Annotated in this window: 20 protein-coding genes and 1 pseudogene; 4 read left to right on the plus strand and 17 right to left on the minus strand. The window is 61.8% G+C overall.

The annotated features are described in order from the left end of the window. Positions 1–82: 82 nt before the first annotated feature. Together ICL81_RS07665 and ICL81_RS07670 are read left to right on the plus strand one after the other, a co-directional pair. Positions 83–1603 carry an APC family permease gene (locus ICL81_RS07665; protein ID WP_188034311.1) on the plus strand — a complete coding sequence of 507 codons (1521 nt, stop codon included), beginning with the start codon at positions 83–85 and terminating at the stop codon, positions 1601–1603. Positions 1604–1642: 39 nt separating this feature from the next. Then, on the plus strand, positions 1643–2977 hold the full coding sequence (locus tag ICL81_RS07670; protein WP_285895412.1) for an NAD(P)/FAD-dependent oxidoreductase: 1335 nt from the start codon (positions 1643–1645) through the stop codon (positions 2975–2977). A gap of 111 nt (positions 2978–3088) precedes the next feature. Here ICL81_RS07670 and der read toward each other — a convergent pair whose 3' ends face one another. From der to ICL81_RS07745, 15 genes and pseudogenes are all read right to left on the minus strand, one after another. Next, complete coding sequence (gene der, locus ICL81_RS07675) at positions 3089–4507, minus strand: ribosome biogenesis GTPase Der (protein WP_251381961.1); 1419 nt, start codon at positions 4505–4507, stop codon at positions 3089–3091. Between the two features lie 125 nt (positions 4508–4632). Further along, entirely contained in the window at positions 4633–5340 is a 708-nt protein-coding gene (gene cmk / locus ICL81_RS07680) for a (d)CMP kinase (RefSeq protein ID WP_188034314.1), read from the minus strand. Then, the gene (locus ICL81_RS07685) at positions 5340–6440 is read right to left on the minus strand and encodes a prephenate dehydrogenase (protein WP_188034315.1); all 1101 of its coding nucleotides are present in this window, start codon (positions 6438–6440) and stop codon (positions 5340–5342) included. Before ICL81_RS07685 ends, cmk begins: the two co-directional genes overlap by 1 nt. A 272-nt stretch (positions 6441–6712) precedes the next feature. Beyond that, positions 6713–7441, minus strand: a pseudogene (locus ICL81_RS07690) (pseudouridine synthase); the annotation flags it as partial. A 112-nt stretch (positions 7442–7553) separates the two neighbouring features. Then, positions 7554–8171, minus strand: a complete 618-nt coding sequence (gene scpB / locus ICL81_RS07695; protein ID WP_188034317.1) for an SMC-Scp complex subunit ScpB — start codon at positions 8169–8171, stop codon at positions 7554–7556. Beyond that, a complete protein-coding gene (locus tag ICL81_RS07700) occupies positions 8164–9042 on the minus strand; it encodes a ScpA family protein (protein ID WP_188034318.1) in 879 nt (292 codons plus the stop codon). Before ICL81_RS07700 ends, scpB begins: the two co-directional genes overlap by 8 nt. A gap of 17 nt (positions 9043–9059) precedes the next feature. Continuing rightward, positions 9060–9911: a ParA family protein gene (locus ICL81_RS07705; protein ID WP_188023951.1), complete on the minus strand. Its 852-nt coding sequence runs from the start codon at positions 9909–9911 to the stop codon at positions 9060–9062. Positions 9912–10041: 130 nt separating this feature from the next. Further along, positions 10042–11022 carry a site-specific tyrosine recombinase XerD gene (locus ICL81_RS07710; protein ID WP_188034319.1) on the minus strand — a complete coding sequence of 327 codons (981 nt, stop codon included), beginning with the start codon at positions 11020–11022 and terminating at the stop codon, positions 10042–10044. 5 nt (positions 11023–11027) lie between these two features. After that, the gene (locus ICL81_RS07715) at positions 11028–11705 is read right to left on the minus strand and encodes an NUDIX hydrolase (protein ID WP_188034320.1); all 678 of its coding nucleotides are present in this window, start codon (positions 11703–11705) and stop codon (positions 11028–11030) included. Further along, a complete protein-coding gene (locus ICL81_RS07720; protein ID WP_188034321.1) occupies positions 11689–13395 on the minus strand; it encodes a CTP synthase in 1707 nt (568 codons plus the stop codon). The genes ICL81_RS07715 and ICL81_RS07720 overlap by 17 nt, the downstream gene beginning before the upstream one ends. Before the next feature lie 51 nt (positions 13396–13446). Further along, positions 13447–14697: an AI-2E family transporter gene (locus ICL81_RS07725; protein WP_188034322.1), complete on the minus strand. Its 1251-nt coding sequence runs from the start codon at positions 14695–14697 to the stop codon at positions 13447–13449. 30 nt (positions 14698–14727) lie between these two features. Further along, positions 14728–16422 carry a DNA repair protein RecN gene (gene recN / locus ICL81_RS07730; protein ID WP_188034323.1) on the minus strand — a complete coding sequence of 565 codons (1695 nt, stop codon included), beginning with the start codon at positions 16420–16422 and terminating at the stop codon, positions 14728–14730. Further along, the gene (locus ICL81_RS07735; protein ID WP_188034324.1) at positions 16419–17333 is read right to left on the minus strand and encodes an NAD kinase; all 915 of its coding nucleotides are present in this window, start codon (positions 17331–17333) and stop codon (positions 16419–16421) included. The genes recN and ICL81_RS07735 overlap by 4 nt, the downstream gene beginning before the upstream one ends. Continuing rightward, positions 17333–18211: a TlyA family RNA methyltransferase gene (locus tag ICL81_RS07740; RefSeq protein ID WP_188034325.1), complete on the minus strand. Its 879-nt coding sequence runs from the start codon at positions 18209–18211 to the stop codon at positions 17333–17335. The genes ICL81_RS07735 and ICL81_RS07740 overlap by 1 nt, the downstream gene beginning before the upstream one ends. Then, positions 18211–18384 (minus strand): hypothetical protein, encoded by a 174-nt coding sequence (locus tag ICL81_RS07745; protein ID WP_188034349.1) that lies wholly within the window; start codon positions 18382–18384, stop codon positions 18211–18213. The genes ICL81_RS07740 and ICL81_RS07745 overlap by 1 nt, the downstream gene beginning before the upstream one ends. A gap of 131 nt (positions 18385–18515) precedes the next feature. On the opposite strand from ICL81_RS07745, the gene ICL81_RS07750 reads away from it, so the two are divergent. After that, complete coding sequence (locus tag ICL81_RS07750) at positions 18516–19772, plus strand: Nramp family divalent metal transporter (RefSeq protein WP_188034326.1); 1257 nt, start codon at positions 18516–18518, stop codon at positions 19770–19772. Between the two features lie 79 nt (positions 19773–19851). Here ICL81_RS07750 and ICL81_RS07755 read toward each other — a convergent pair whose 3' ends face one another. Both ICL81_RS07755 and ICL81_RS07760 read right to left on the minus strand, forming a co-directional pair. Beyond that, the gene (locus ICL81_RS07755; protein WP_188034348.1) at positions 19852–20886 is read right to left on the minus strand and encodes an HAD-IIA family hydrolase; all 1035 of its coding nucleotides are present in this window, start codon (positions 20884–20886) and stop codon (positions 19852–19854) included. A gap of 36 nt (positions 20887–20922) precedes the next feature. Beyond that, positions 20923–22122: a hypothetical protein gene (locus ICL81_RS07760; protein WP_188034327.1), complete on the minus strand. Its 1200-nt coding sequence runs from the start codon at positions 22120–22122 to the stop codon at positions 20923–20925. Here ICL81_RS07760 and ICL81_RS07765 point away from each other — a divergent pair. Next, a partial coding sequence (locus ICL81_RS07765) for a hypothetical protein (protein WP_188034328.1) occupies positions 22084–22971 on the plus strand: 888 nt, incomplete at its 3' end. The two genes, ICL81_RS07760 and ICL81_RS07765, sit on opposite strands and share 39 nt — an antisense overlap.

Here is a 22971-nt window from a genome sequence, read left to right on the forward strand (position 1 = left end):
ATCCGCGCCCCGTTTCGTGTGTGACGGGTTGCACGCCTAGGATGTACACGTCTTAATTTCCACGATGGCGAGGAAACCCTACGTGTCTAAATACACACTTGATAATGCAACCGACACTGGCCACATTCACACTGGCAAGGGATTAAGCCAAGGCACCCTGGGCGTCGTTGGGTCAACAATCATTGGCCTTTCATCGACAGCCCCGCTGTACTCGCTCGCTGCGACGCTCGGTTACGTCATTGTCGCGGTTGGTGCGCAGGCTCCGCTCGTGTTCGTCGTTGCGTGTATTCCGATGGTGTTTGCAGCGTTCGCATACCAAGAGCTGAACCGTGTCGCGCCTGACTGCGGCACCACTTTCGTGTGGGGCACCAAAGCGTTCGGGCCGGTCACCGGCTGGATCGGCGGCTGGGCCGTAGCCGTTGCAGGAGTCATGGTGATGGCCAACGTCGGCGAGATCACAGGCCGCTATTTCTGGTACCTCCTGGGGAACGAAGAGTTCGCGAACGATCAGACCATTGTGGTTATTACCTCCGTGGTCTTTATCGCGATCATGTCGGGAATCAGCATGCTCGGCGTCCAAATCGGTGACCGCATGCAGATGGTGCTCATGGTGATTCAGATGGGAGCGCTCCTCCTCTTTGGCGTGCTCGCGCTCGTGCATGCGCTCGACGGCAGCAACCCTGATTCGATCGCGTTTAGCTGGAGCTGGTTTAACCCCGCAGAGCTCGGCAGCTGGAGCGGCTTCATGCAGGCAGTCTTGCTGGCGCTCTTTATCTACTGGGGTTGGGACACCTGCCTTGCGCTCAACGAAGAAACGAAGAACCCGCGCAAGACCCCCGGTCGCGCTGCCCTCTCGAGCATCGTCGTGCTCATCGTTGTCTACGTTGGCGTCTCGATCGCGGTCATGATGTTCGCCGGCTTCGGCGAGACCGGGTTCGGCCTCACGAATGCGGCGAACCTCGATGACGTATTTATTGTGCTCCGCGATGTCCTCTTTGGCCCGTGGGGCTGGTTCCTCATTCTTGCGGTAATGGTTTCGGCAGCGTCCTCGACCCAGACCACTATTCTGCCCACCGCACGCGGCACTCTTTCCATGGCGGTCTACCGCGCACTCCCCGCAAAATTCGCGTCGGTGCACCCGAAGTTCAAGACTCCGTGGTTTTCAACGCTCGTGATGGGAATCGCCTCAATCGTCTACTACGTCGTCATGTCACTCGTCTCGACAGACATGCTCGCCGACTCGCTCACCTCGATGGGTCTCGCCGTCGCGCTGTACTACGCGTTGACCTCGTTCGCCTGTGTCTGGTACTTCCGTGACACCCTGCGCGACAATGCTCGCAACCTGTGGATGCGCGGCATCCTGCCGTTGCTTGGCGGCCTGATGCTCACCTACGCCTTCATCCAGTCGGCAATTGATATGTGGGCGACCGACTACGGCAACACCGTTCTGTTCGGCATCGGCGGCGCGTTTGTCATCGGTGTTGGCGCAATCGGCCTTGGTTTCGTGCTGATGGGGCTTTGGGCGATGCGCCCGAATTCACGCCCGTTCTTCCGCGGCGAGAGCCTCAACCGCGATACCCCCGTACTCGTTCCCGACGAGTAAGCCGCTGCCCATGTCCCCAGATTCTTGTCATGTCCCGCATTGGAGCGTCAAATGACTCACGTTGACACCCTCATCATTGGTGCCGGAGTTTCTGGCCTCACCGCGGCATCGCTGCTCGCGCGTGCTGGCCGCAGCGTCACGGTGCTCGAAGCACGCGATCGCGTCGGTGGGCGCGTGCATTCTGAGCGCGCAAACGGCAAGGTGACCGACCTCGGCGCTTCGTGGATTCACGGCATTGTCGACAGCCCCGTCTACGAGGCCGCACGCGCCTTCGGAATGCCTATGGTGGAGTTCACCGTCGGCGGATACCAACCAGACAGCCGCCCCATGGCTTACTACGGCCCTGACAACGTGCGACTGTCGACGGCAGCAGCCAAGCAGTTCACTGCTGACCTCCACGCGGTTGACGCGCAGCTCGTGCACACGATCGCGGCATCGCAGCTCGGTGAATCATACGGTGATGTCGTCGAGCGCACGTTTGCGAGCCTCGACTGGGAAGCCGAGCGGACCGAACGTGCGCGCGAGTACTTCCGCCACCGTTCAGAAGAGCAGTACGGGGCATGGATCGATGATCTCGATGCCCACGGTCTCGACGATGATGCAATCGACGGTGACGAAGTCGTCTTCCCGGAAGGCTATGACGCGCTCGCGACCAACCTTGCGCGAGGCCTCGATATCCGGCTTGAGCACGAGGTCACCATGGTGAGGTGGGGCGGATCGGGCGTCGAGGTAACGTCCAACCGCGGCATCTTCACCGCTGATCGTGTGATCATCACCGTGCCCGTTGGCGTGCTGCAGTCGACGGAGTTTGTGATTGATCCGCCCCTCCCGGAAACCAATGCCCGTGCGCTCGCTGGTCTGCGTATGAACGCCTTTGAGAAAGTGTTCATCAGGTTCTCTGAGAAGTTCTGGGATGACGATGTCTATGCGATTCGTCGCCAGGGCGCGGAGAGCCACTGGTGGCACTCGTGGTACGACCTCACCGCTGTGGCAGACGAGCCGACGCTCCTCACGTTCGCGGCCGGCCCGTGCGCGCAGGAAACGCGTGGGTGGTCAGATGATCGGATCGTCGATGCCGTATTGGCCGAGCTGCGCGCACTCTACGGTGATCGTGTTGCCGTGCCAACGCAGGTGAACGTGACCCGCTGGCAGGACGACCGGTGGTCGCGTGGCTCGTACGCCTACATGATTCCTGGTGCACGCCCGGAGGAACACGATCTGCTCGCGAATCCCGTTGGGGATGTGTTGCACCTCGCGGGCGAAGCGACGTGGACCGATGATCCCGCGACCGTGACTGCGGCACTCATGTCGGGACATCGCGCGGCCGAGCGCATTCTTGGCCGAGACGTAGCGTTCTCTGAGCTGTGGAGCTAGCGGGAAATTCGTCGCTGGGCACGCGCCCACAAACAGCACAGAGCGGGTGCCTCAGCTTGATCGCTGAGGCACCCGCTCTGTTCATGTGCGCACGAGGCGCGGCCGCGTCGCTTACGGACGGGGACGCTTCTCGCGGATACGCATGTTCAGCACGATCGGGCTGCCCTCGAAGTTGAAGGTCTCGCGCAGACGGCGCTGGATGAAGCGGCGGTAGCCGGGGTCCAGGAAGCCGGTCGTGAAGAGCACGAACGTGGGCGGGCGGTTCTGCACCTGGGTGCCGAAGAGAATACGGGGCTGCTTGCCGCCGCGCACGGGGTGCGGGTTCTCCTGGGTAAGTTCTGCGATAAACGCGTTGAACTTCGCGGTGGGAATACGCGAATCCCACGAGTCAAGTGCGGTCTCGAGCGCGGGTACGAGCTTCTCAAGGTGGCGGCCGGTACGTGCCGAGATGTTCACTCGGGGTGCCCAGTCGACGTGAGCGAGGTCAGCCTCGATCTCACGTTCGAGGTAGCGGCGACGCTCGTCGTCAAGCAGGTCCCACTTGTTGAACGCAAGTACGAGCGCGCGGCCCGACTCGAGCACGAGGTCGATGATACGGAGGTCCTGGTCGGAGATCTCAGCGGTGACATCGATCAGAACGACGGCAACCTCTGCCTTTTCGAGCGCAGCCTGGGTACGGAGGGTCGCGTAGAAGTCAGCGCCCTTCTGCTGGCGCACGCGGCGACGGATACCTGCAGTATCGACGAAGGTCCAGACACGGCCCGCGATCTCCACCTGCTCATCGACGGGGTCACGCGTGGTGCCAGCGAGCTCGTTGACGACAACGCGCTCTTCGCCTGCAGCCTTGTTGAGGAGGCTCGACTTGCCAACGTTCGGGCGACCAAGCAGTGCAACGCGGCGGGGGCCTGCGAGCTTGGGCGTTGCGACAGCCGATTCCTCGGGAAGCGATTTGACGACGTCGTCGAGCAGGTCAGCTGCGCCGCGACCGTGCAGTGCCGAGACGGCACGGGGCTCGCCAAGGCCGAGCGACCAAAGCTGAGCAGCTTCGGGCTCAAGCACAGCGTCGTCGACCTTGTTCGCAACGAGGAAGACGGGCTTGTTGGTGCGGCGAAGCAGCTGCACAACGTGCTCATCGGTCGAGGTGGGGCCAACTCGCGAGTCAACGACGAAGAGGACGACGTCGCAGAGCTCGATAGCGATCTCAGCCTGCAGTGCAACCGAAGCGTCGATGCCCTTTGCGTCGGGCTCCCAGCCGCCGGTATCGACGAGCGAGAAGCGCTTGCCAGCCCATTCAGCGGTGTAGGTGACGCGGTCACGGGTCACACCGGGGATGTCTTCCACGACTGCCTCACGGCGGCCAAGGATACGGTTCACGAGCGCCGACTTGCCAACGTTCGGGCGACCAACGATCGCGACAACGGGAAGTGCCTCCGCAAGCTTTTCCTGGAAGCCGAGGAACTCGCCGTCCTCGCCAAAGAGAACCTGGTGGTCGTCTTCGTCGAGCTCGAACGTGTTCAGGGTCGAGCGCATGCTACGCAGGCGCTCCTCGTCGGTCAGCTCCGCGTCGAAGCCTTCACCAACGATGACCTCGGTGGCGTCGATCTCGGTGGCGTCGAATTCTTCGCCTGCCGGATCCAGTTGTTCGTTCTGGGTCGTCATCGGGGGTCCTGTTCCGAGGCACGGACGGCCTCTACGATGTCAATCACAGCCTGAATCGACTGTTCAAAGTCAAGATCACTCGTATCAACGAGCGTTACCCCGGGGGCGGGGTTAAGGAAATCCACCACGAGCGCATCTTTCGCATCACGCGCGGTGATGTCTGCAAGCACCTGCTCGTGCGTCGCACCGGGCAGTTCGCCTGCTCGCCGGGTTGCGCGCACCTCGGGGGACGCCGTCATCAGAATGCGAACCGGCGCATTCGGAGCAACGACAGTGGTGATGTCGCGACCTTCGATAACAACGCCGGGCAAACCCGACGTTGCCACGATGTCGCGGAACATCTCGTTCAACCGCTCACGTACCTGCGGGTGCTTGGAAACTCGGCTCACCTGACCACTAATGGCAGGCTCGCGAATCTCACTGGTGACGTCATGGGTCGCGGATCCGTCAGCACTCGACAGTTCGACCCCTATGCGCTGCTCCCCCTGTAGCGTGGTCTGATACGACCACGCGTCCATGAGTTCGAGCACGGCGGCTTCATTTTCAAGATCGGTACCGGTGTGCAGCGCCGACCATGCGAGCGTGCGGTAGGCCGCGCCCGTGTCGAGGATGCCAAAGCCGAGGCGATCCGCTGCCTTACGAGCGACGCTAGATTTGCCGCTGCCTGCGGGGCCGTCGATTGCGACGAGCATTGCTTCGGTCATTACAGCGTCCTCCATCCGCGCTCAGTAAGGTCGGTCGTCGCGCGTTCTGCCACTTCTGGCAGCACCGCGATCTCCGCGAATCCGATCTCTGCGCCCGGCGAGTGCTCAAGGCGCAAGTCTTCCATGTTAATACCCAGATCTCCGAGTTCGGTGAGCAAGCGGGCGAGCTCGCCTGGCTGATCGTCGATAAGCACCGTAATTGCGGTAAATCTTTCGCTCGATCCGTGCTTGCCCGGGAGCCGCTTTACGCCGAGATTTCCCTGCGCCATGAGGTCTGCGACCCTGCGCTTTGAGCCAGGCGCCTCAATTTCACGTAGTGCGTCAGCAAACTGCTGCACGTCGGCAACGAAGGCGTCGAGTACTTCAACGATCGGCTCGCTGTTCGCACCAAGAATTTGCACCCAAAGTTCGGGGTCGCTTGCCGCGATGCGCGTGGTGTCGCGCACGCCGGCTCCCGCCAGGTTCATCGACAGCTCAGGTGCGGGTACGAGACGCGCAGCAAGCAGACTCGAAACCACCTGGGGAACGTGGGAGACAAGACCGACCGAACGGTCGTGTTCTTCAGGCGTCATTTCGAGGAGCACCGAGCCAAGGTCGAGCGCAATTGCTTCGACGGCCGAGAGCACGCTCGCGGGGGTTTCTTCGTCGCGGCAGATCACCCACGGTCGAGCGGTGAACAGGTCTGCACGAGCCATGATCGCGCCGCCACGTTCGCGGCCAGCCATCGGATGCGATCCAACGTAGTTCGTGAGATCGACGCCGCGACGCTTGAGCTCGACGAACGGCGCAAGCTTTACGCTGGCAACGTCGGTAACGACTGCCTCAGGGAAGCGTGCCAGCGCACCTGCCACGACGTCTGCGACGACATCGGGCGGGGTTGCGACGATCACAATCGAGGGATGCGGATCGTTCTCGCCCCGTGCGCGGCCCGCGCCGTAGTCTGCGGCGAGCGCGACCACGGTGGGCGACTGATCTTCAAGGGTGACCTCAATGCCGCGTTCGCGCAGGCCGAGCCCGATGCTCGCACCGAGTAAGCCCGCACCAATGATGTGCACGGAGCCAGTCACGCGATTCACAAACGTGTGGGGAGCTGGACTCATCGCTGTCCTCCTCGGTTGTCACGGCGGCCTGAGCCACCGCCATTGTTCTTACCGCCGTTGTTGCCGTCGCCACCGTTGTTTCCGCGCCCAGCACCGCCGCGGCCGTGCGGGTTGCCCTTTGCTGCAATGCCGCGCATGCCGCGCGCACCTGCGCCGTCGCCGGGGCGACCTGCGGTGATGGGGCGGCGCTTGTTGCGCACCTGCTGCTTGGCGGTGTTCTCGCTCTCACGGTTCGAGCGCGCGGTCTCTTTCTGACCACCATCTTCAACTGCGGAGAGGATCGCACCTCGCTCAGCCGCCGACATTTCACGCAATTCGCCGAGGCCGAGTGTGCCGAGGTTGAGCGGACCAAAGCTGCGGCGCACGAGTTCGAGGACCGGGTGACCCACCTCTGCCATCATGCGTCGCACGATGCGGTTGCGGCCAGAGTGGATAGTGAGTTCGATCAGGGTGTTCGTGCTGTTCGAGGTATCGGGGAGCAGCTTGACTCGATCTGCCTTGATCGGCCCATCTTTCAGCTCGATGCCGTCTTTCAGCTGCTGCACGGTGCCGGGGCGCACGCGGCCGCGCACCTTGGCAATGTACGTCTTCTGCACGCCGAAGCTCGGGTGGGAAAGCGCGTGCGCGAGGTCGCCATCGTTGGTGAGGATGAGCAGGCCACTCGTGTCAGTGTCGAGGCGGCCGACGTTGTACAGGCGGTCAGCCGGTGCGGTGCCGATCTTTTCGGTGAACTCGCGCAAGTCAGGGCGACCGTCTTCATCTGCCATCGTTGACACGACACCGGTCGGCTTGTTGAGCACGAAGTAGCGCTTTGAAACATCGAGCTGGACGACGACGCCGTCGACGCGCACCTCATCGCCAGGGTTCAGACGCGAGCCAAGCTCGAGTTCAACTTCGCCGTTCACAGTGACACGACCGCTCGTGATGAGCGTCTCGCAGGCACGTCGTGATGCGATGCCGGCGTGCGCAAGTGCCTTCTGGAGGCGCGGACGCTCATCCACCGGCTGGGGTGCCGCCGACGTACGGGGTTCCCAGCCGAATTCGGCCAGGTCGACCTCGACAGCTTCGCCATCGACGGTGAACGAGCCACCGAAGTCGTTCGAGTCGTTGCGGTCAGAGTTCTTCATGGTCAAATCCTTCAGTGCCGTCTTCGAGGAGCGGCGCGATCGGCGGAAGCTGTGACAGGTGATCAATTCCCAGCTGCGCAAGCAGCATGTCACCTGTGCCATACAGGGTCGCGTTGGTCTCGGGCTCGAGCCCTACCTCTTCCACGAGCCCGCGGCCCAGCAGGGTGCGTACTACCGAGTCTACGTTTACTGCGCGGATCGACGCGATTGCACCCCTCGTAATGGGCTGCCGATACGCGATTACCGCGAGCGTTTCGAGCGCCGCCTGCGACAGCTTGGCTGGGGTGGTCTGCTGCACGAAATCAGCCACGATCGGGTCGAGGCTTTCTCGCACATAGAGCCTGAATCCGTTTGCCGTCTCGCGCAGTTCGAAGCCGCGAGGTGTGCCACTGCTTGCGAGTGTCTCGTCGGTGCCGTTGTAGTCAGCCACGAGGGCGGCGAGCGCGGATCGCACGAGCCGCACGGGGTGATCTGTCGCGGCTGCGAGCTCGACTGCCGACAGCGGCTGGTCGGCCACGATGAGCAGCGCCTCGAGCTGCTGTGAAAGCGAGTGCGCTTCACGAGCTGCTGCGAGCGCTGTCGGTGTCTGCTGATCGTCAGTCATAATCACTTCCCAGGGTAGCGAGTTCGTCCTCGCTCCATTCGTCGCCAACCCACTGCACGTGCAAGTCGCCAAGAGGTTCTGCCTGGTCAAACAGCACCGAGCCGCGTCGATACAGCTCAAGAATCGCGAGGAATCTGGCAACAATCACGCCTCGTTCGGTTGACATGTCAACCCCTGCGATGAGGTGCCGGAAACTCAGCGCACCGTCGCTTCGCAGCATTGCCACAACTATTGCCGCCTGCTCGCGAATCGATACGAGCGGGGCGTGCAGGTGGTCAAGCCCGACAACTGGTATTGCCCGCGGCGCAAACGCGAGCGTCGCGACTGCTGCGAAGTCTTCCGCCGTCAAGGTCCAGAGTAGCTCGGGGCCTTTGCCTCGGTACTTCGCGTCAAGAGGGACCTGCCTCGGGTGACGACCGGCCTCTGTCGTAAGCTTCCCGGCGAACCAGGCGCTCGCCTGCTTGAACGCACGGTACTGCAGCAGTCGCGCAAACAGCAGGTCACGCGCTTCAAGCAGCGCGATGTCTTCGGCATCGACAGCCTCGCCCTGTGGCAACAGGCTCGCGATCTTCATGTCGAGCAGGGTCGCCGCGACGACCAAGAATTCGGAGGCCTGATCAAGCTCGATCAGCCCCTGTCCTTCGAGCGTGCCAAGGTACGAAATAAACTCGTCGGTGACGAGGCTCAACGAGACCTCGGTGATATCGAGCTCGTGTTTGCCGATGAGACTGAGCAACAGGTCGAATGGACCGTCAAAGACCTCAAGACTTACCCGGAAGCCGCCATCATCTGCATCTGCCGGCAGCGACGTTGCTGCGCCCGCCTGAGCGCCCGGCAAAAGAGTGTCTGGCGTCTCAGCGTGTGTGTCCATGTGAGCGCCAGTTCGGGTCATGCGACTATGCCGCGCTGCACGATCTCACGGGCCAGCGTGAGATAGGCCTCAGCTGCCGCGTTCGAGGGTGCGTAGTCAAGAATCGACTGTGCCGCGACCGAAGCGTCAGGCAGCTTCACTGTACGGCCAATAACGGTGTCAAACGTCTTCTCACCAAAGGTCTCGACCACACGCTCAAGTACCTCACGGGCGTGCAGTGTGCGCGGGTCGTACATCGTCGCGATAATGCCATCGAGCTCGAGCGCTGGGTTCAGGCGATCGCGCACCTTTTCAATCGTCTCGATCAGCAACGCAACACCGCGAAGCGCGAAGTACTCGCACGCGAGCGGAATGAGCACGCCATGCGCCGCCGTCAGGGCATTCACGGTGAGCAAGCCGAGCGAAGGCTGGCAGTCGATGAGGATGACGTCATAGTCGTCAGCAACGCGGCGCAGCACCGAACCGAGGATCTGCTCGCGGGCGACCTCACTCACGAGGTGCACCTCGGCGGCAGACAGGTCGATGTTTGCGGGAATCACGTCAAGGCCGGGGGTCGCCGTGTTCTGGATAACCTCGTGCGGGTTCTTGATCTTGCCAAGCATGAGGTCGTAGATCGTCGGGACCTCATGCGCGGGAACGCCGAGGCCTGCTGACAAAGCGCCCTGGGGATCGAAATCTACCGCGAGCACCCGACGGCCGTAGCGTGCGAGCGCTGCACCCAGGTTGATGGTCGTGGTCGTCTTACCGACGCCACCCTTCTGGTTACACATCGCGATGATGCGTGCAGGGCCGTGCGTTTCAAGGAACTCAGGCGGCGTAATGACACGCACCGGTCGACCGGTTGGTCCAAGCTCGCCTTTGTTCGCCATCGTGCACTCTCCTTGGGGGTCGTGATTCGGCTCAAGCTTATCGCTGGCCACTGACATTTGAAGGTTGCATCACGGCGTGTATTTCGGTGTGGCGAAGCAGTGCAAACCGTCAGAAATCGCCCCTCAGCATCTACTTCGCTCGCGGATGCGACATCACATAGTGCTCCCGCAACGTATCAGGAGTCACCTGCGTGTAAATCTGGGTGGTGGTCACCGATGAATGACCGAGCAGTTCCTGCACGGTTCGCACGTCGGCACCGCCAGCGAGCAAGTGGGTGGCGAACGAGTGGCGCAGCGTATGCGGAGAAACCTCTGCGGTGATCTCGGCACGATCCGCCGCCGCGCGAATGACCAGCCAGGCGCTCTGCCGCGACAACCGAGCACCGCGGGGGCCGACAAACAGCGCGGGAGTTCCCTTGCCACGCTCGACCATCGCGGGCCGCGCGCGCACCAGGTAGGCAGCCAGCGCCGAACCAGCGTGCCGGCCGTATGGCACGATCCGCTGCTTCGAGCCTTTGCCCGTTACGCGCAGGAAGCCGCCTTCGCTGAGTACGCGGGCCGGATCTGCCCACGCGTCACCGGCAGTATGACCACCAACGAGATCATCGAGATCGAGATCAGCAACCTCGCTCACGCGCGCACCGCTCGCATACAGCAACTCAAGCAGGGCCCGATCGCGCAGCGCAACAGGATCGTCACCGCCCGTCGCCTCGAGTAGCGCGGTGACTTCCTCGATCGTGAGTGCCTTCGGTAGCCGCTGGGCTTTCTTCGGCGTGCGAACTCCGCGGCCAGCAAACTCCTCAAGCAGCCCTTCTTCGAACAGGAACCGATGGAGCCCACGCACAGTCGAAGTTCGGCGCGTGACGGTCGCTGGTGACAGGGGTGCGGATCCCCCAGCATCCTCATCTCCGCCAGCAGACAGGCTGACCACAAAGGCAGAGAGCAGCGCTGGCGTCACCCGCGCGAGATCGGTGACCTGTTCGGCCGAAAGCCACTCGCCGTACGCAGCAAGGTCGGCGCGATAGGCCTTCAACGTGTTCTCCGAAAGGCCGCGCTCAATCACGAGATGGCGCAGCCACCGCTCGGCAGCCGCATCGAACGTGACCGCCATGGGTACTACTTCGAACGCTCGCCACGCACAGTATCGCGCGCGGGCCATGCAGTGTCGGCAGCACGCAGCGTCGACCAGTCGAGCGAACGTGCGGTTGCAGCGGCCAAGATACCGCCTGCGGTGACCGCGTTCTTTACGCGCCCCTCAAGCACTGCAAGGACGGCCTCCTCGAGCGGCACCCAAGCTGTAAGCATGTCGGCCTCTTCGGCTTCACGCTCGAAGGTGTGCTGAGTGGGGTGCACATCGCGTGCGAGGAAGATGCGCATGGCCTCCGACGATCCGCCGGGGGTCAGGAAGAGGTCAATGAGCAAGTCCCAGCGCTCAGCAGCGAGGTCTGCCTCTTCTGCGAGCTCGCGGGCAGCGGCCAGATGGCCGGGCTCCCCCGCGACGTCCATGAGACCTGCGGGAAGTTCCCAGTCGCGGTGCGCGATGGGGTGTCGGTACTGCTGGATGAGCAGCACCCGACCGGCGTCATCGAGCGCAACGACTGCGACGGCGCCAGGGTGATCAATGTAGTCCCGCACAAGTTCGGTATCGCCATAGGCGAATCGATCCCGGCGCAGGTCCCACACATAGCCGTTCGCGACGAGCTCGCTCGAGAGCACCCGCACATCGCGTGCGGGTGCGTCTACGAGCGAGCCGTCGAACGACGCCCCGAGTTCGGGGTTAGGCGTTTGCGCCACCGTTGTTCTCCACCTCGAAGAGGTGCGTAGCCTCACGGCGCTCGATTGCTGCGCCTACGAGGCCAGCGAAGAGCGGGTGGGGCGTGCCCGGACGCGAGCGCAGCTCAGGGTGCGCCTGGGTTGCGATGTAGTACGGGTGCACGTCGCGGGGCAGCTCGACGAACTCAACGAGCTCGCCATCGGGGCTGGTGCCCGAGAAGCTCAGACCAGCGGCAGCGATCTGATCACGGAACTGGTTGTTGACCTCGTAGCGGTGACGATGACGTTCTTCGACCATGGTCGAGCCGTACAGGTCGGCCGCGAGCGAGCCGTCAGCGAGCTTCGCATCGTAGAGGCCGAGGCGCATGGTGCCACCGAGGTCGCCGCCGTCGATGTGCGCGCGCTGCTCGGCCATCGTTGCGATGACGGGAACAGCGGTCTCAGGATCGAACTCGGTAGACGAAGCGCCCTCGAGACCAGCAACGTTACGCGCGTACTCGATGACCATTGCCTGCATGCCAAGGCAGAGGCCGAGTGCGGGCAGGCCGTTCTCGCGAGCGAAACGGAGTGCGCCGAGCTTGCCCTCGATACCGCGGATGCCGAAGCCGCCGGGAACGCAGATTGCGTCCATGCCGCCGAGCTGCTCACGAGCACCCTCGGGGGTCTCGCAGGTGTCAGACGGGATCCACTTGATGTTGACCTTGGTCGCGTGAGCGAAGCCGCCTGCACGAAGTGCTTCGGTGACCGAGAGGTACGCGTCAGGAAGATCAATGTACTTGCCGACGAGGCCGATAGTGACCTCACCCTTGGGGTTGTGCACCGCATCAAGGACGGGCTGCCATGCCGCCCAGTCAACCTTGGGTGCACGCTCAGCGAGGCCGAGGTGCTCAACGACGGTCTGGTCGAGGCCCTGATCGTTGAAAAGCTTCGGCAGGTCGTAGATGCTCTTGACGTCAATAGCGTTCACGACTGCGCCCTCTTCGACGTCACACATGAGTGCGATCTTCGAGAGGTTCTCCTTGGTGACGGGACGGTCACTGCGAAGGACGAGCGCGTCAGGCTGGATACCAACCGAACGGAGCGAAGCAACCGAGTGCTGGGTCGGCTTGGTCTTCTGTTCACCCGATGCCCCCATGAAGGGAACCAGCGAAACGTGCACGAAGATGACGTTCTTGCGGCCGAGCTCGTGGCGAACCTGACGTGCCGACTCAAGGAACGGCTGCGACTCGATGTCGCCGACGGTGCCACCGATTTCGGTGATGATGACGTCAGGCTGGGGATCCTGCTCAGCCTGGAGACGCATGCGGCGCTTGATCTCGTTGGTGATGTGCGGGATGACCTGGACGGTTGCGCCAAGGTAATCTCCGCGACGCTCGGCTGCGAGCACGTCAGAGTAGATCTGTCCGGTCGTTACGTTTGCCGCGCGCGAAAGATTGATGCCGAGGAAACGCTCGTAGTGGCCGATATCAAGATCGGTCTCTGCGCCGTCGTCGGTAACGAATACCTCGCCGTGCTCGAACGGGTTCATCGTGCCCGGATCGACGTTCAGGTAGGGGTCAAGCTTCTGCATAACCACGTGCAGACCGCGCGCGGTGAGCAGGTTGCCCAGGCTAGCTGCCGTCAAACCCTTGCCGAGTGACGAGACGACGCCGCCGGTGACAAAGATGTGCTTGGTCGTTTTACGCTGTTCCGCGTTTAGCTCTGCTTCCACGGGCTTTGATCCTATCAGCTGATTCTGGAGAGTACTGGACAGTTGTGCGAATTACCGGGTTTCTTGGCGCGGAACCCAGACCTGCTTGATGATCATGAGGATCGAAGCCGTCACCGGAATCGAGATAAGAGCGCCAAGCAAACCGAGCAAAGTACCGCCGGCGAGGGCGCCAATCACGACGAGCGCGCCGGGAACCGCGACGACACGATTCATGATGCGCGGTGTGAAGACGTACGACTCAATCTGCATGTACACGAGGTAATAAATTACAGCGACAAGTGCCGTCATGGGCGAGTTGAATAGCGCCACAATGCCCACGAGAACCGTTGCCATCACCGAACCGATGAGTGGGATGAGCGCGAGAATGAACACACCCACCGCGACCAAGCCAGCGAACGGTACGCCGACGATAAGCATCATGATGAACCCCAGAATCGAGTTCATGAGCGCGAGCAGCACCATGCCGTTCACGTAGCCGCCGACCGAGCCAGCAACCTGCTCGGTGATGTCGATCACCTTTGCGCGCCCGCTACGAGGCACGAGCGTGTAGAAGCCGCGCTTGATTGATCGCATCGAGGAGAGGAAGTACAGGCTCAGAATCAGGATGATGAGCGCAGCAGTGAGTCCATTTGCAATGCCCATGCCTGCCTGCCAGACGCCACCGGCGACTTGCGTCCAGTTCTCGGGCTTACTGATCAGGTCTTGACCTGATTTCAGTAGCGCCTGGAAGTCGATGTACTGGCCGAAGCGCTCGTTGATGTCCTTGTACCAGGCTTTGGAAGTGATGTCGGTCACCAGTTCGGGTGCGCTCTGAATCAACAGGTTCACCTGGTGCGCAATCATCGGAATCACGATCGCCAAAATGGTGGCGATGATCGCGATAAAGCCGAGGAACACGACAGCGATGCCGACCGGTCGCTTCATGCCGCGCTTTTCAAACTTGCGAACTACGGGGTCAAGACCAAGCGCGATGAAGAGCGCGGCAACCACGTACATGATGATCGTGCTGAGCTGACCAAACATGTCGCCGACGAGGATAGCCACGAGCACACCAAGCGTGATGGTGAAGCCCAGCACAAAGGGGCTGCGCATAGTGACAAAGCGATTGCGCTTGTCTCCTGATTCGGCTTGTGCCTCAACTGCCGCTGATCGTGCATCACGATACAGTTCCCGGAGGTCAGCATCCATCTCTTCGATGTTCGCATGTACGACGCCTGAAGAGGCTTCGGACTTGGTCTCCACGATCGTCTCTTCGCTCGGCGAAGTCGCGTCTTCGTTCTTGTGCCCGAATAGCTTGCTCATAGCGTCAGATTATCAGAGCGTTAGGCAGATTCAAGGGGCAAGGTTCAGGAGCTCGTTGGCATGTTCGCGTGCACTTTCTGAACTTGAGAGCCCTGATAGCAGGCGCGCCATCTCATCAATTCTGGCCTCGCCTTCAAGCCGAGTACAGCTGCTTTCAGTGAACCCGCCCGAGGAGTCTTTCACGACCTGCAGGTGGTTGTTCGCAAAGGCAGCGACCTGCGCGAGATGCGTCACCACAATGACCTGCGAGGTTTGCGCCAAACGAGCGAGCCTGCGACCGATCTCGATTGCTGCCGCGCCACCGATGCCAGCGTCCACCTCGTCAAACACGAAGGTGGGCACGGGGTCTGCGCCGGCCAATACCACTTCAAGTGCAAGCATGACACGTGAGAGCTCGCCGCCGGAGGCACTCTTCGCGACTGGTCGCGGCGACGCGCCTGGATGCGGACTCAACAGGAACTGCACCTCGTCGGCCCCGTGACCCGCGAACGAGCCAAGCGGCTCGACCGTGACGATGAAGTCTGCGTCTGGGAGCGCGAGTTGCCGCAGTTCTGCGGTAACGCCCTTACGGAGCTTCGTTGCAGCCTTTGAGCGGAGCTCAGTCAGCTTTCCTGCCAACTCGCTTTCCAGCACCAGACATTCGTCGAGAAGCGCCGTGAGCGCCTCTTCTGAGCTACCCTCACCCTCAATGTCAGCAAGTCGTTCTGCAGCCGTCTCAGCGTACGCGAGGACGGCTTCCGTGTCTTCGCCAAAGAGCCGCAGCACGCGCTTGAGCGCTGACATTCGTTCGTTCGCCCGTTCGAGCTCTGCAGGCCCCTCTTCGTCGAGATCACTCGCGTACTCTGCGAGGTCCCGGCCAGCGTCTGCGAGTTGGAAGCGCGCTTCTCGCAGCATATTTGCCACGGCGTCAAGACGTGGATCGACGCCGGTCACACGGTCAAGGTGGTGCAACGCATCATCGATCAGGCCGGCTGCGTCACGCGACATCGGATCATCGCCCTCGTTTGCCACGGCATTCTGTGCAGCGGTTGCTGCGTCGCGCAGCGCTTCGACGTTTGCGAGTACCTCGATGCGGGAGGCAAGTTCACGCTCTTCGCCAGGCTCAGGGTTCACCTCTTGGATGAGCTCAAGCTCTTCGCGCAGTCGATTCGCTTCAGCCGTCACTGCGTCACGCGTGTCACGCAGTTCAGTGATGCGGCGTTCGAGATTGGTGCGTTCATCGTGAGCAGCGCGGTACTTTTTCGCGACGGTGGCAAGCGCAGAACCAGCGAATCGGTCAAGCGTCTCGCGCTGAGCAGCCGTTGATTTCAGGCGCAGCTGTTCTGATTGGCCGTGAACGGCAAAGAGCTGCTCTGCGAGGCGCCCAAGCGCACCGACCGGCACACCAACGCCACCGGCAACCGCACGGCTGCGCCCCTCGGCGTTCACCGTGCGACTCAAAACGAGTTCGCTATCTTCAATCGCACCACCGACCTCGTCGACGATCGCTGCGATGTCTGGGAACTCTGTTGCTTCAATGCGCACAATTCCACTCACGCGCGCCTGCGAGGCACCTGCACGAACGCTGCTTGCGTCTGCGCGCTCACCCATCAGCAGGCCGAGCGCGGTGACGACCATCGTCTTACCCGCGCCAGTTTCGCCCGTAATGGCGGTGAAGCCGGGTCCGAGCGGCAGCACGGTCTCTGCAATCACACCGAGATCACGAATCTGGAGTTCTTCAATCATGCGGCCCGCCCTCCGTGACCGCGCCAGCCTTCAACTGGTAGGTGGAATTTGCGAACGAGGCGCTCGGAGAACGGTGACTCGTCAAGGCGCGCAAGGCGCACGGTCTGGGCTGATCGACTCACAATCACCACAGAACCTGCGGGTAGCTCAGTGCGGCGGCGACCATCGCACCACATGACGCCCGGGCCGATGTTTTCAGGGAGGATCTCGACGGTGATGGTCGAATCGGGTCCGGTTACCACTGGCCGGTTGAAGAGCGCGTGCGCCGCGATCGGCACCATCAGCAAGGCTTGCACCCCGGGCCAGACGACAGGAGCGCCAGCGGAGAATGCGTATGCTGTTGACCCCGTTGGGGTTGCCACCACGACACCATCACAAGCGAAGGAGGTCAGCGGACGACCATCTACGCCTGTCGCCACCTCGAGCATGCGGCGACGCTTTTCAACGCTCACTTCGTTCAGCGCCCATGTTGCGGCAATCGTTTCGCCTTCATGCTCAGCACGCACGTCAAGCGTGAGTCGTTCTTCGACGGTGTAGCGACGCTGCAACACCGAATCGATCGTGAACTCAAGGTCGTGCATTTCCATTTCAGCGAGAAAGCCAACATGACCGAGGTTGACGCCCACAATCGGGCACGCTGAGTCACGAAGCACCTCGGCCGCACGCAGAATAGTGCCGTCACCGCCAAGCACGATCGCCACTTCAAGGTCTTCGATCTCGGTGTCGACGCCGAGTACCTCGGTGCGAGCGGGGGCCAAGTATGGAGCGAACTCGGCCTGGTCTTCTGCAGTGAGCACCGGAACCACGTCACGTTCGCGGAGTCGCCGAACTGTCTCTACGGTCGCACTCACAGCCTCTTCACGGAATGTGTGCGAGACGATCAGCATGCGCCGCACTGGTGCCTGGGTCATCAGTTGGTCCTCCCGGTTGCCGCTCCACTGCGTTCAGCAGTCACCGTGCACAGCTCGGTGATCCGCGCATCCCATTCTGTCTGATCGCCGGGCGTACCGCGCGCGATCCACAAAAGAAATTCTCGATTCCCTTCTCCGCCAAGGATCGGCGAGGGCGCAATGCCGCGAGTCATGAAGCCGTGCTCTGCAGCGGCCCCCATTACTGTGCGGATCGCCGACTCCCACTGCGCTGGGTCAAGGACAATGCCGTTGCGCACACGGCCTACCTCGAACTGAGGTTTCACCAGTACAGCCGCTTCTGCATCGTCACTCGCGCACCGGGCGATGGCGGGCAAGATGTGAGTCAGGGAAATGAACGATAGGTCTGCGACGATGAGGCTCGGTTTCTCGTTCTGCCCGGTCAGCTCAGCAAGGCGCTCTGCAGTGAGTTCGCGTGCGTTACAGCCCTCAATAGAACGTACGCGCGGATCAGCAGCAATCGCAGGCACCATCTGATCATGCCCGACGTCAATTGCCAGCACCACCTTGGGGTCATGCTCGAGCAGTACCTGAGTAAAGCCACCTGTCGACGCACCGAGGTCCATCGTGACGCGCCCCTGGGGTTCGAGCCCGAACTCTGCGATTGCCGCGACGAGCTTGTGCGCGCCTCGGCTCACGAAACGGTCTTCACCGGTCACCGTCACTTCTACGCCGGCGGTGACCTTCACACCGGCTTTCTTCGCAAGCACCCCGTCGCAGGTGACCGCGCCCGCTGCAATGAGCTCACCCGCGCGACTGCGTGAGCGCGCGAGGTCGAGCTCTGCCACTACGCGATCAAGGCGGGCCTCGTCACCTTCCCAGGTGGCGCTGCGCTGTACATCGGCGGCCTGATTATTCATTACTCGGCACCCACATCGCTACGTTCAAGCTCAGTTACGAGCTCACTGTACAACTGCTCAAACCCGGTTGCTCGTTCAGCAAGCGGCATCGCCTCGATTACCCCGACCTGCTCGGCGCATCGCTCGACGACCTCAGCCGCGTCAACGACCCCGGATTCTTGCTGCGTAATCATGTGTTCCAGACTATCTCTGACCGCTGACACTAGACATGTGTTGCGCCCCGTCAGGCGCATGTTGCACCACTTCTCACAAAAGTTCGACACATCGAACATTCAACTTGCATTTATGAAATACACTTTGGTGCATGCCCCGGACATCTTCGGTCACGATTCGCTCTTCGCAGAACCGCTTGCTTGCGCTCCTCGGTCCTGCGTTCGTAGCTGCAATTGCGTATGTCGATCCTGGCAACGTTGCAGCAAACATGTCAGCGGGTGCCGAGTACGGCTACCTGCTCCTCTGGGTGCTTGTGCTGGCAAACGCGATGGCGGCGATCGTGCAATACCTGTCAGCAAAGCTCGGGCTCGTGACCGGGGAGAGCCTGCCTTCGTTACTCGGCAAACGGCTGTCCACCACGAGCCGCAGACTTTATTGGGTGCAGGCTGAACTTGTCGCCGCGGCAACCGATCTCGCAGAAGTGATCGGCGGCGCACTTGCGCTGTACATTCTCTTCGGCATCCCACTCTTGCCTGGTGGAATTCTGGTCGGAATCCTGTCGATCCTCATTCTCATGCTGCAAGGCAGACGTCAGCGGCAGTTCGAGGGCGTCATGATCTTCATGCTCATCGTGATCACCGTTGGCTTCGTCGGCGGATTGCTCTTCGTCAACATCAATCCCTCCGAGCTCGTCGCGGGCCTCGTTCCTCGTTTCGCCGATGTGCAGTCGCTCCTGCTCGCCACGAGCATGCTCGGCGCAACGATCATGCCGCACGCGATCTACCTGCATTCGTCACTGTCGCGCGATCGTCACGGCGCGAGCATCGCAGCATCCGGCGATGATCCACGCCTCATCAAACGACTACTCAAGGCGTCAAAGATCGATGTCTTCCTCGCGCTCATCCTCGCGGGCGGAGTGAACATCGCCATGCTCATTCTCGCGGCGGCAAGCCTGCAAGGCGTCGACGGTACCGACACCATCGATGGCGCAGCAAACGTCATCTCGACGCATCTCGGTGCTGGCGTTGGCATTGTCTTCGGTATCGGCCTGCTCGCTTCCGGCCTCGCATCGACCTCGGTCGGTGCCTACGCGGGCGCTGAGATCATGGCCGGCTTGCTTCGGGTGCGGATCCCCTTGCTCGTTCGCAGGGTCGTCACACTCTTGCCTGCCCTCATCATTCTGGGCATCGGCATCGATCCAACCTGGTCGCTCATCATCAGCCAGGTCGTGCTCTCCTTCGGTCTCCCGTTCGCGATCATCCCGCTCGTTGCGCTCACTGGGAAGAGCGAACTCATGGGTGGCTTCGTCAACCGACTTCCATTGCGGATAGCAGGCATCGCCATCGCGGTCGCCATCGTCGTGCTGAACGGCGCGTTGATCGTGCTCGAGCTCAGCGGAATGGCGTAACACCCCCAGAAACACAAAAATCCCGCTTGAGCGCTACCGAAATTGGCAGCTTGCCCAAGCGGGATTCTTGTAATTACAACTAAATACGCCAGTGATCCTCGTAGATTACCGAGGGCACCTTCAAACCATAGATCGCGAGACCCGAGTTCCAGATCGCGCCGCAACCCGCACGCAATAGGTTGATCGCACTGTCACCCTCGTCGACGACGCTCGCAATGTGACCGTCCATACGCACGCGGGCGCTGCCGACGCTGACCGAACCATCACGGCGGATCTCCGTCGCGGGGTACGGCTCAAACAGCTCTGCGAGCGAAGCCACAATGTAGTCGGGGCGCATGTCTTGCGATGCAGCAACGAGCTGCTTGGGACGATCCGCACCAGTCAGAACGTGCAGCGAGGCGATACCAGCCTCATGCGCGCCCTTGATGTCGGTGTCAAGACGATCGCCGAGCATGAGCGGGTTCTTCGCGCCGAAGCGCGATGCAGCCGTCTCAAACATGGGGCGTTCGGGCTTGCCAGCGAACTCAGGAAGGCGCTGAACAGCGGTGTGTACCGCCGATACGAGCGTGCCGTTACCGGGCGCGAGACCGCGCGCAACGGGAATCGTCCAGTCCGTGTTGGTTGCGACCCACGGCAGCGGATCGCGACCAGGCTGATCAGCGAGCGCGAACGCCGCCTCAGCTAGCTCGGTCCAACCAACCTCGGGTGCGAAACCCTGGACAACGGCATCGGGGTTATCGTCTGCACTGCGCGTCGTGCGAAAGCCCGCCTTCGCGAGCTCATCCATGATACCTTCGCCGCCGATAACGAACACGAGCGAACCGGGAGCGACGCGTTCACGCAGCACAGTGACTGCCGCCTGAGGCGACGTGACAACCTGATCTACAGCAGCCTTGAGACCAAGGCTCTGCAGGTGTGCTGCCACGTCGCGATCAGTGCGCGAAGCGTTATTCGTGAGGTAGCCGATCTGCATCGACTCAGCCGCACGGTTGAGGTGCTCAACTGCGCCAGGGATCGCGCCTGCGCCGCGGTACACGACACCATCGAGATCGGTCAGGATCGCATCGCGACCCGCAATCGGCGCGTCAATCATCTTGCCGCGTCGGCTAAACATCCCCACGATAACCCTTCCTAGGAGTCAGGCGACTCGTTAGTCGTTCTGCGCTTCGGTAGCTACGTCAGCAGCGTCCGCTTCAGCTTCTTCAGCTACGGGCTCTGCAACCGATTCAGCCTCTGTCTCGACGTACGCCTCAGCATACGCCTCGTCTGCATCATCCTCGTCAGCTGTTTCAGCCTCTTCAGTTTCAGACTCGACAGCAGCGTCTTCACCAGCGGTGTCGACGATACCAGCCTCGGCGAGAAGCTCTGCAACCTCGTCCTCGATGCTCATCGAGTCTTCTTCGGTCTCTGCTTCTGCTTCTGCCTCTGCGACAAGAGCATCAGCGTCTGCAGCGGGTGCTGGCTCTGCTACTTCGTCAGCGCCTGCAGCGTCATCAGCGTCGTCAACGGGAGCATCGGTGTCGCTGTCGCGATCCGCGCCCTCTGCCGAATCGTCAGCGTCGTAACTGTCAGTCTCGTAAGCGTCGTCCTCATCGAACTCGATGGGCTCTTCTTCAACGATCTCGAATACCTCGAGCTGGTCGAAGCCGGCTGCGTGCTCATGCAGAGCGGCAGCAGCGCGGTCGGCGTAGGCGAACCACTTCTCGGATTCTTCGGCACGGCCAAGATCCTCAAGGACGGTTGCGTATGCGCCAAAGAGCTCGGGGCTCCAGGAGAACGCACGGTTCGGGTTGAGCTCGGGGATCTCAAGCTCGAGCAGTGCCTGCTGAGTCTGGTTGAGATCAAGACGAGCTCCCGACATTGCGATCGCGAGGTGCACTCGCTGCTCGGTATCGAGCTTACTTGCGTCAACCGCGAGGCCAGCCTCGATGGCCTTGTCAGGACGCTCCATGCCGCGCTCCGAATCAACCAGGATCGCGATGTGGTCATCACGGCCACTGAGACGACGGAACGTGCGGATCTCCCGCAGCGCAAGCGCAAAGTCGCCAGTACGGTATGCGGTCATCGCGAGGGTTTCGCGCGCAACCGGGATGCGGCCTGCACGGCGGCTTGCCGAGATCGCGTGCTCGTGAGCGAGCGCGGGATCATCGTCAATCAGCTGCGCAACCATAGCGAGGTGACGAGCAACCTTTTCGGCGGTCTCAGCCTGGAGGGTCTTCAGCTCAACACGTGCTGCGGGGTGCAGATCGCGCTCGGTGATCGAGTCAGGGATCTGCGGATCTTCGTGCTCCGCACGAACGGGACGCAGCGAGTGCTGAAGGCGCTCTGCCTCGGTGAACTCGCGGTCCACGCCACCACGGTCGCTGCGGTTACCACCACGAGTACCACCGCGGCCGTAATCACCGCCTCGATCGTCGCGGCCGTCACGATCAAAAGGGCGGCGGCCCCCACGATCGTTACGGTCGCCGCGATCATTACGATCGTTGAAACGACGGTCGCCACCACGGTTGTCATCGCGGTTGAACGACTTGCGATCACCACGATCGTTGAAGCGACGCTCGCCACCACGATCATCACGGTTACGATCACCGTAGCCACCCTGACGGCGATCCCCGCCATCACGGTTGAAAGGCTTACGCTCACCGCGGTCATCACGGTTGAACGAACGACGGTCATCGCCATCACGGTTGAAAGGCTTGCGGTCGCCACGATCATTACGATCGTTGAAACGACGGTCGCCACCACGGTTGTCATCGCGGTTGAACGGCTTACGATCACCACGATCGTTGAAGCGACGCTCGCCACCACGATCATCACGGTTACGATCACCGTAGCCACCCTGACGGCGGTCGCCGCCATCACGGTTGAAAGGCTTGCGATCACCGCGGTCATCGCGGTTGAACGGCTTGCGGTCATCGCGGTTGAAAGGCTTGCGATCACCGCGGTCGTCACGGTTGAACGAACGACGGTCATCGCCATCGCGGTTGAAGGGCTTGCGGTCGCCACGATCATTACGATCATTGAAACGACGGTCGCCACCACGGTTGTCATCGCGGTTGAACGGCTTACGATCACCACGATCGTTGAAGCGACGCTCGCCACCACGATCATCACGGTTACGATCACCGTAGCCACCCTGACGGCGATCCCCGCCATCACGGTTGAAAGGCTTACGCTCACCGCGGTCATCACGGTTGAA

The organism is Leucobacter sp. cx-328 (assembly GCF_014530035.1).
Lineage (GTDB): Bacteria > Actinomycetota > Actinomycetes > Actinomycetales > Microbacteriaceae > Leucobacter.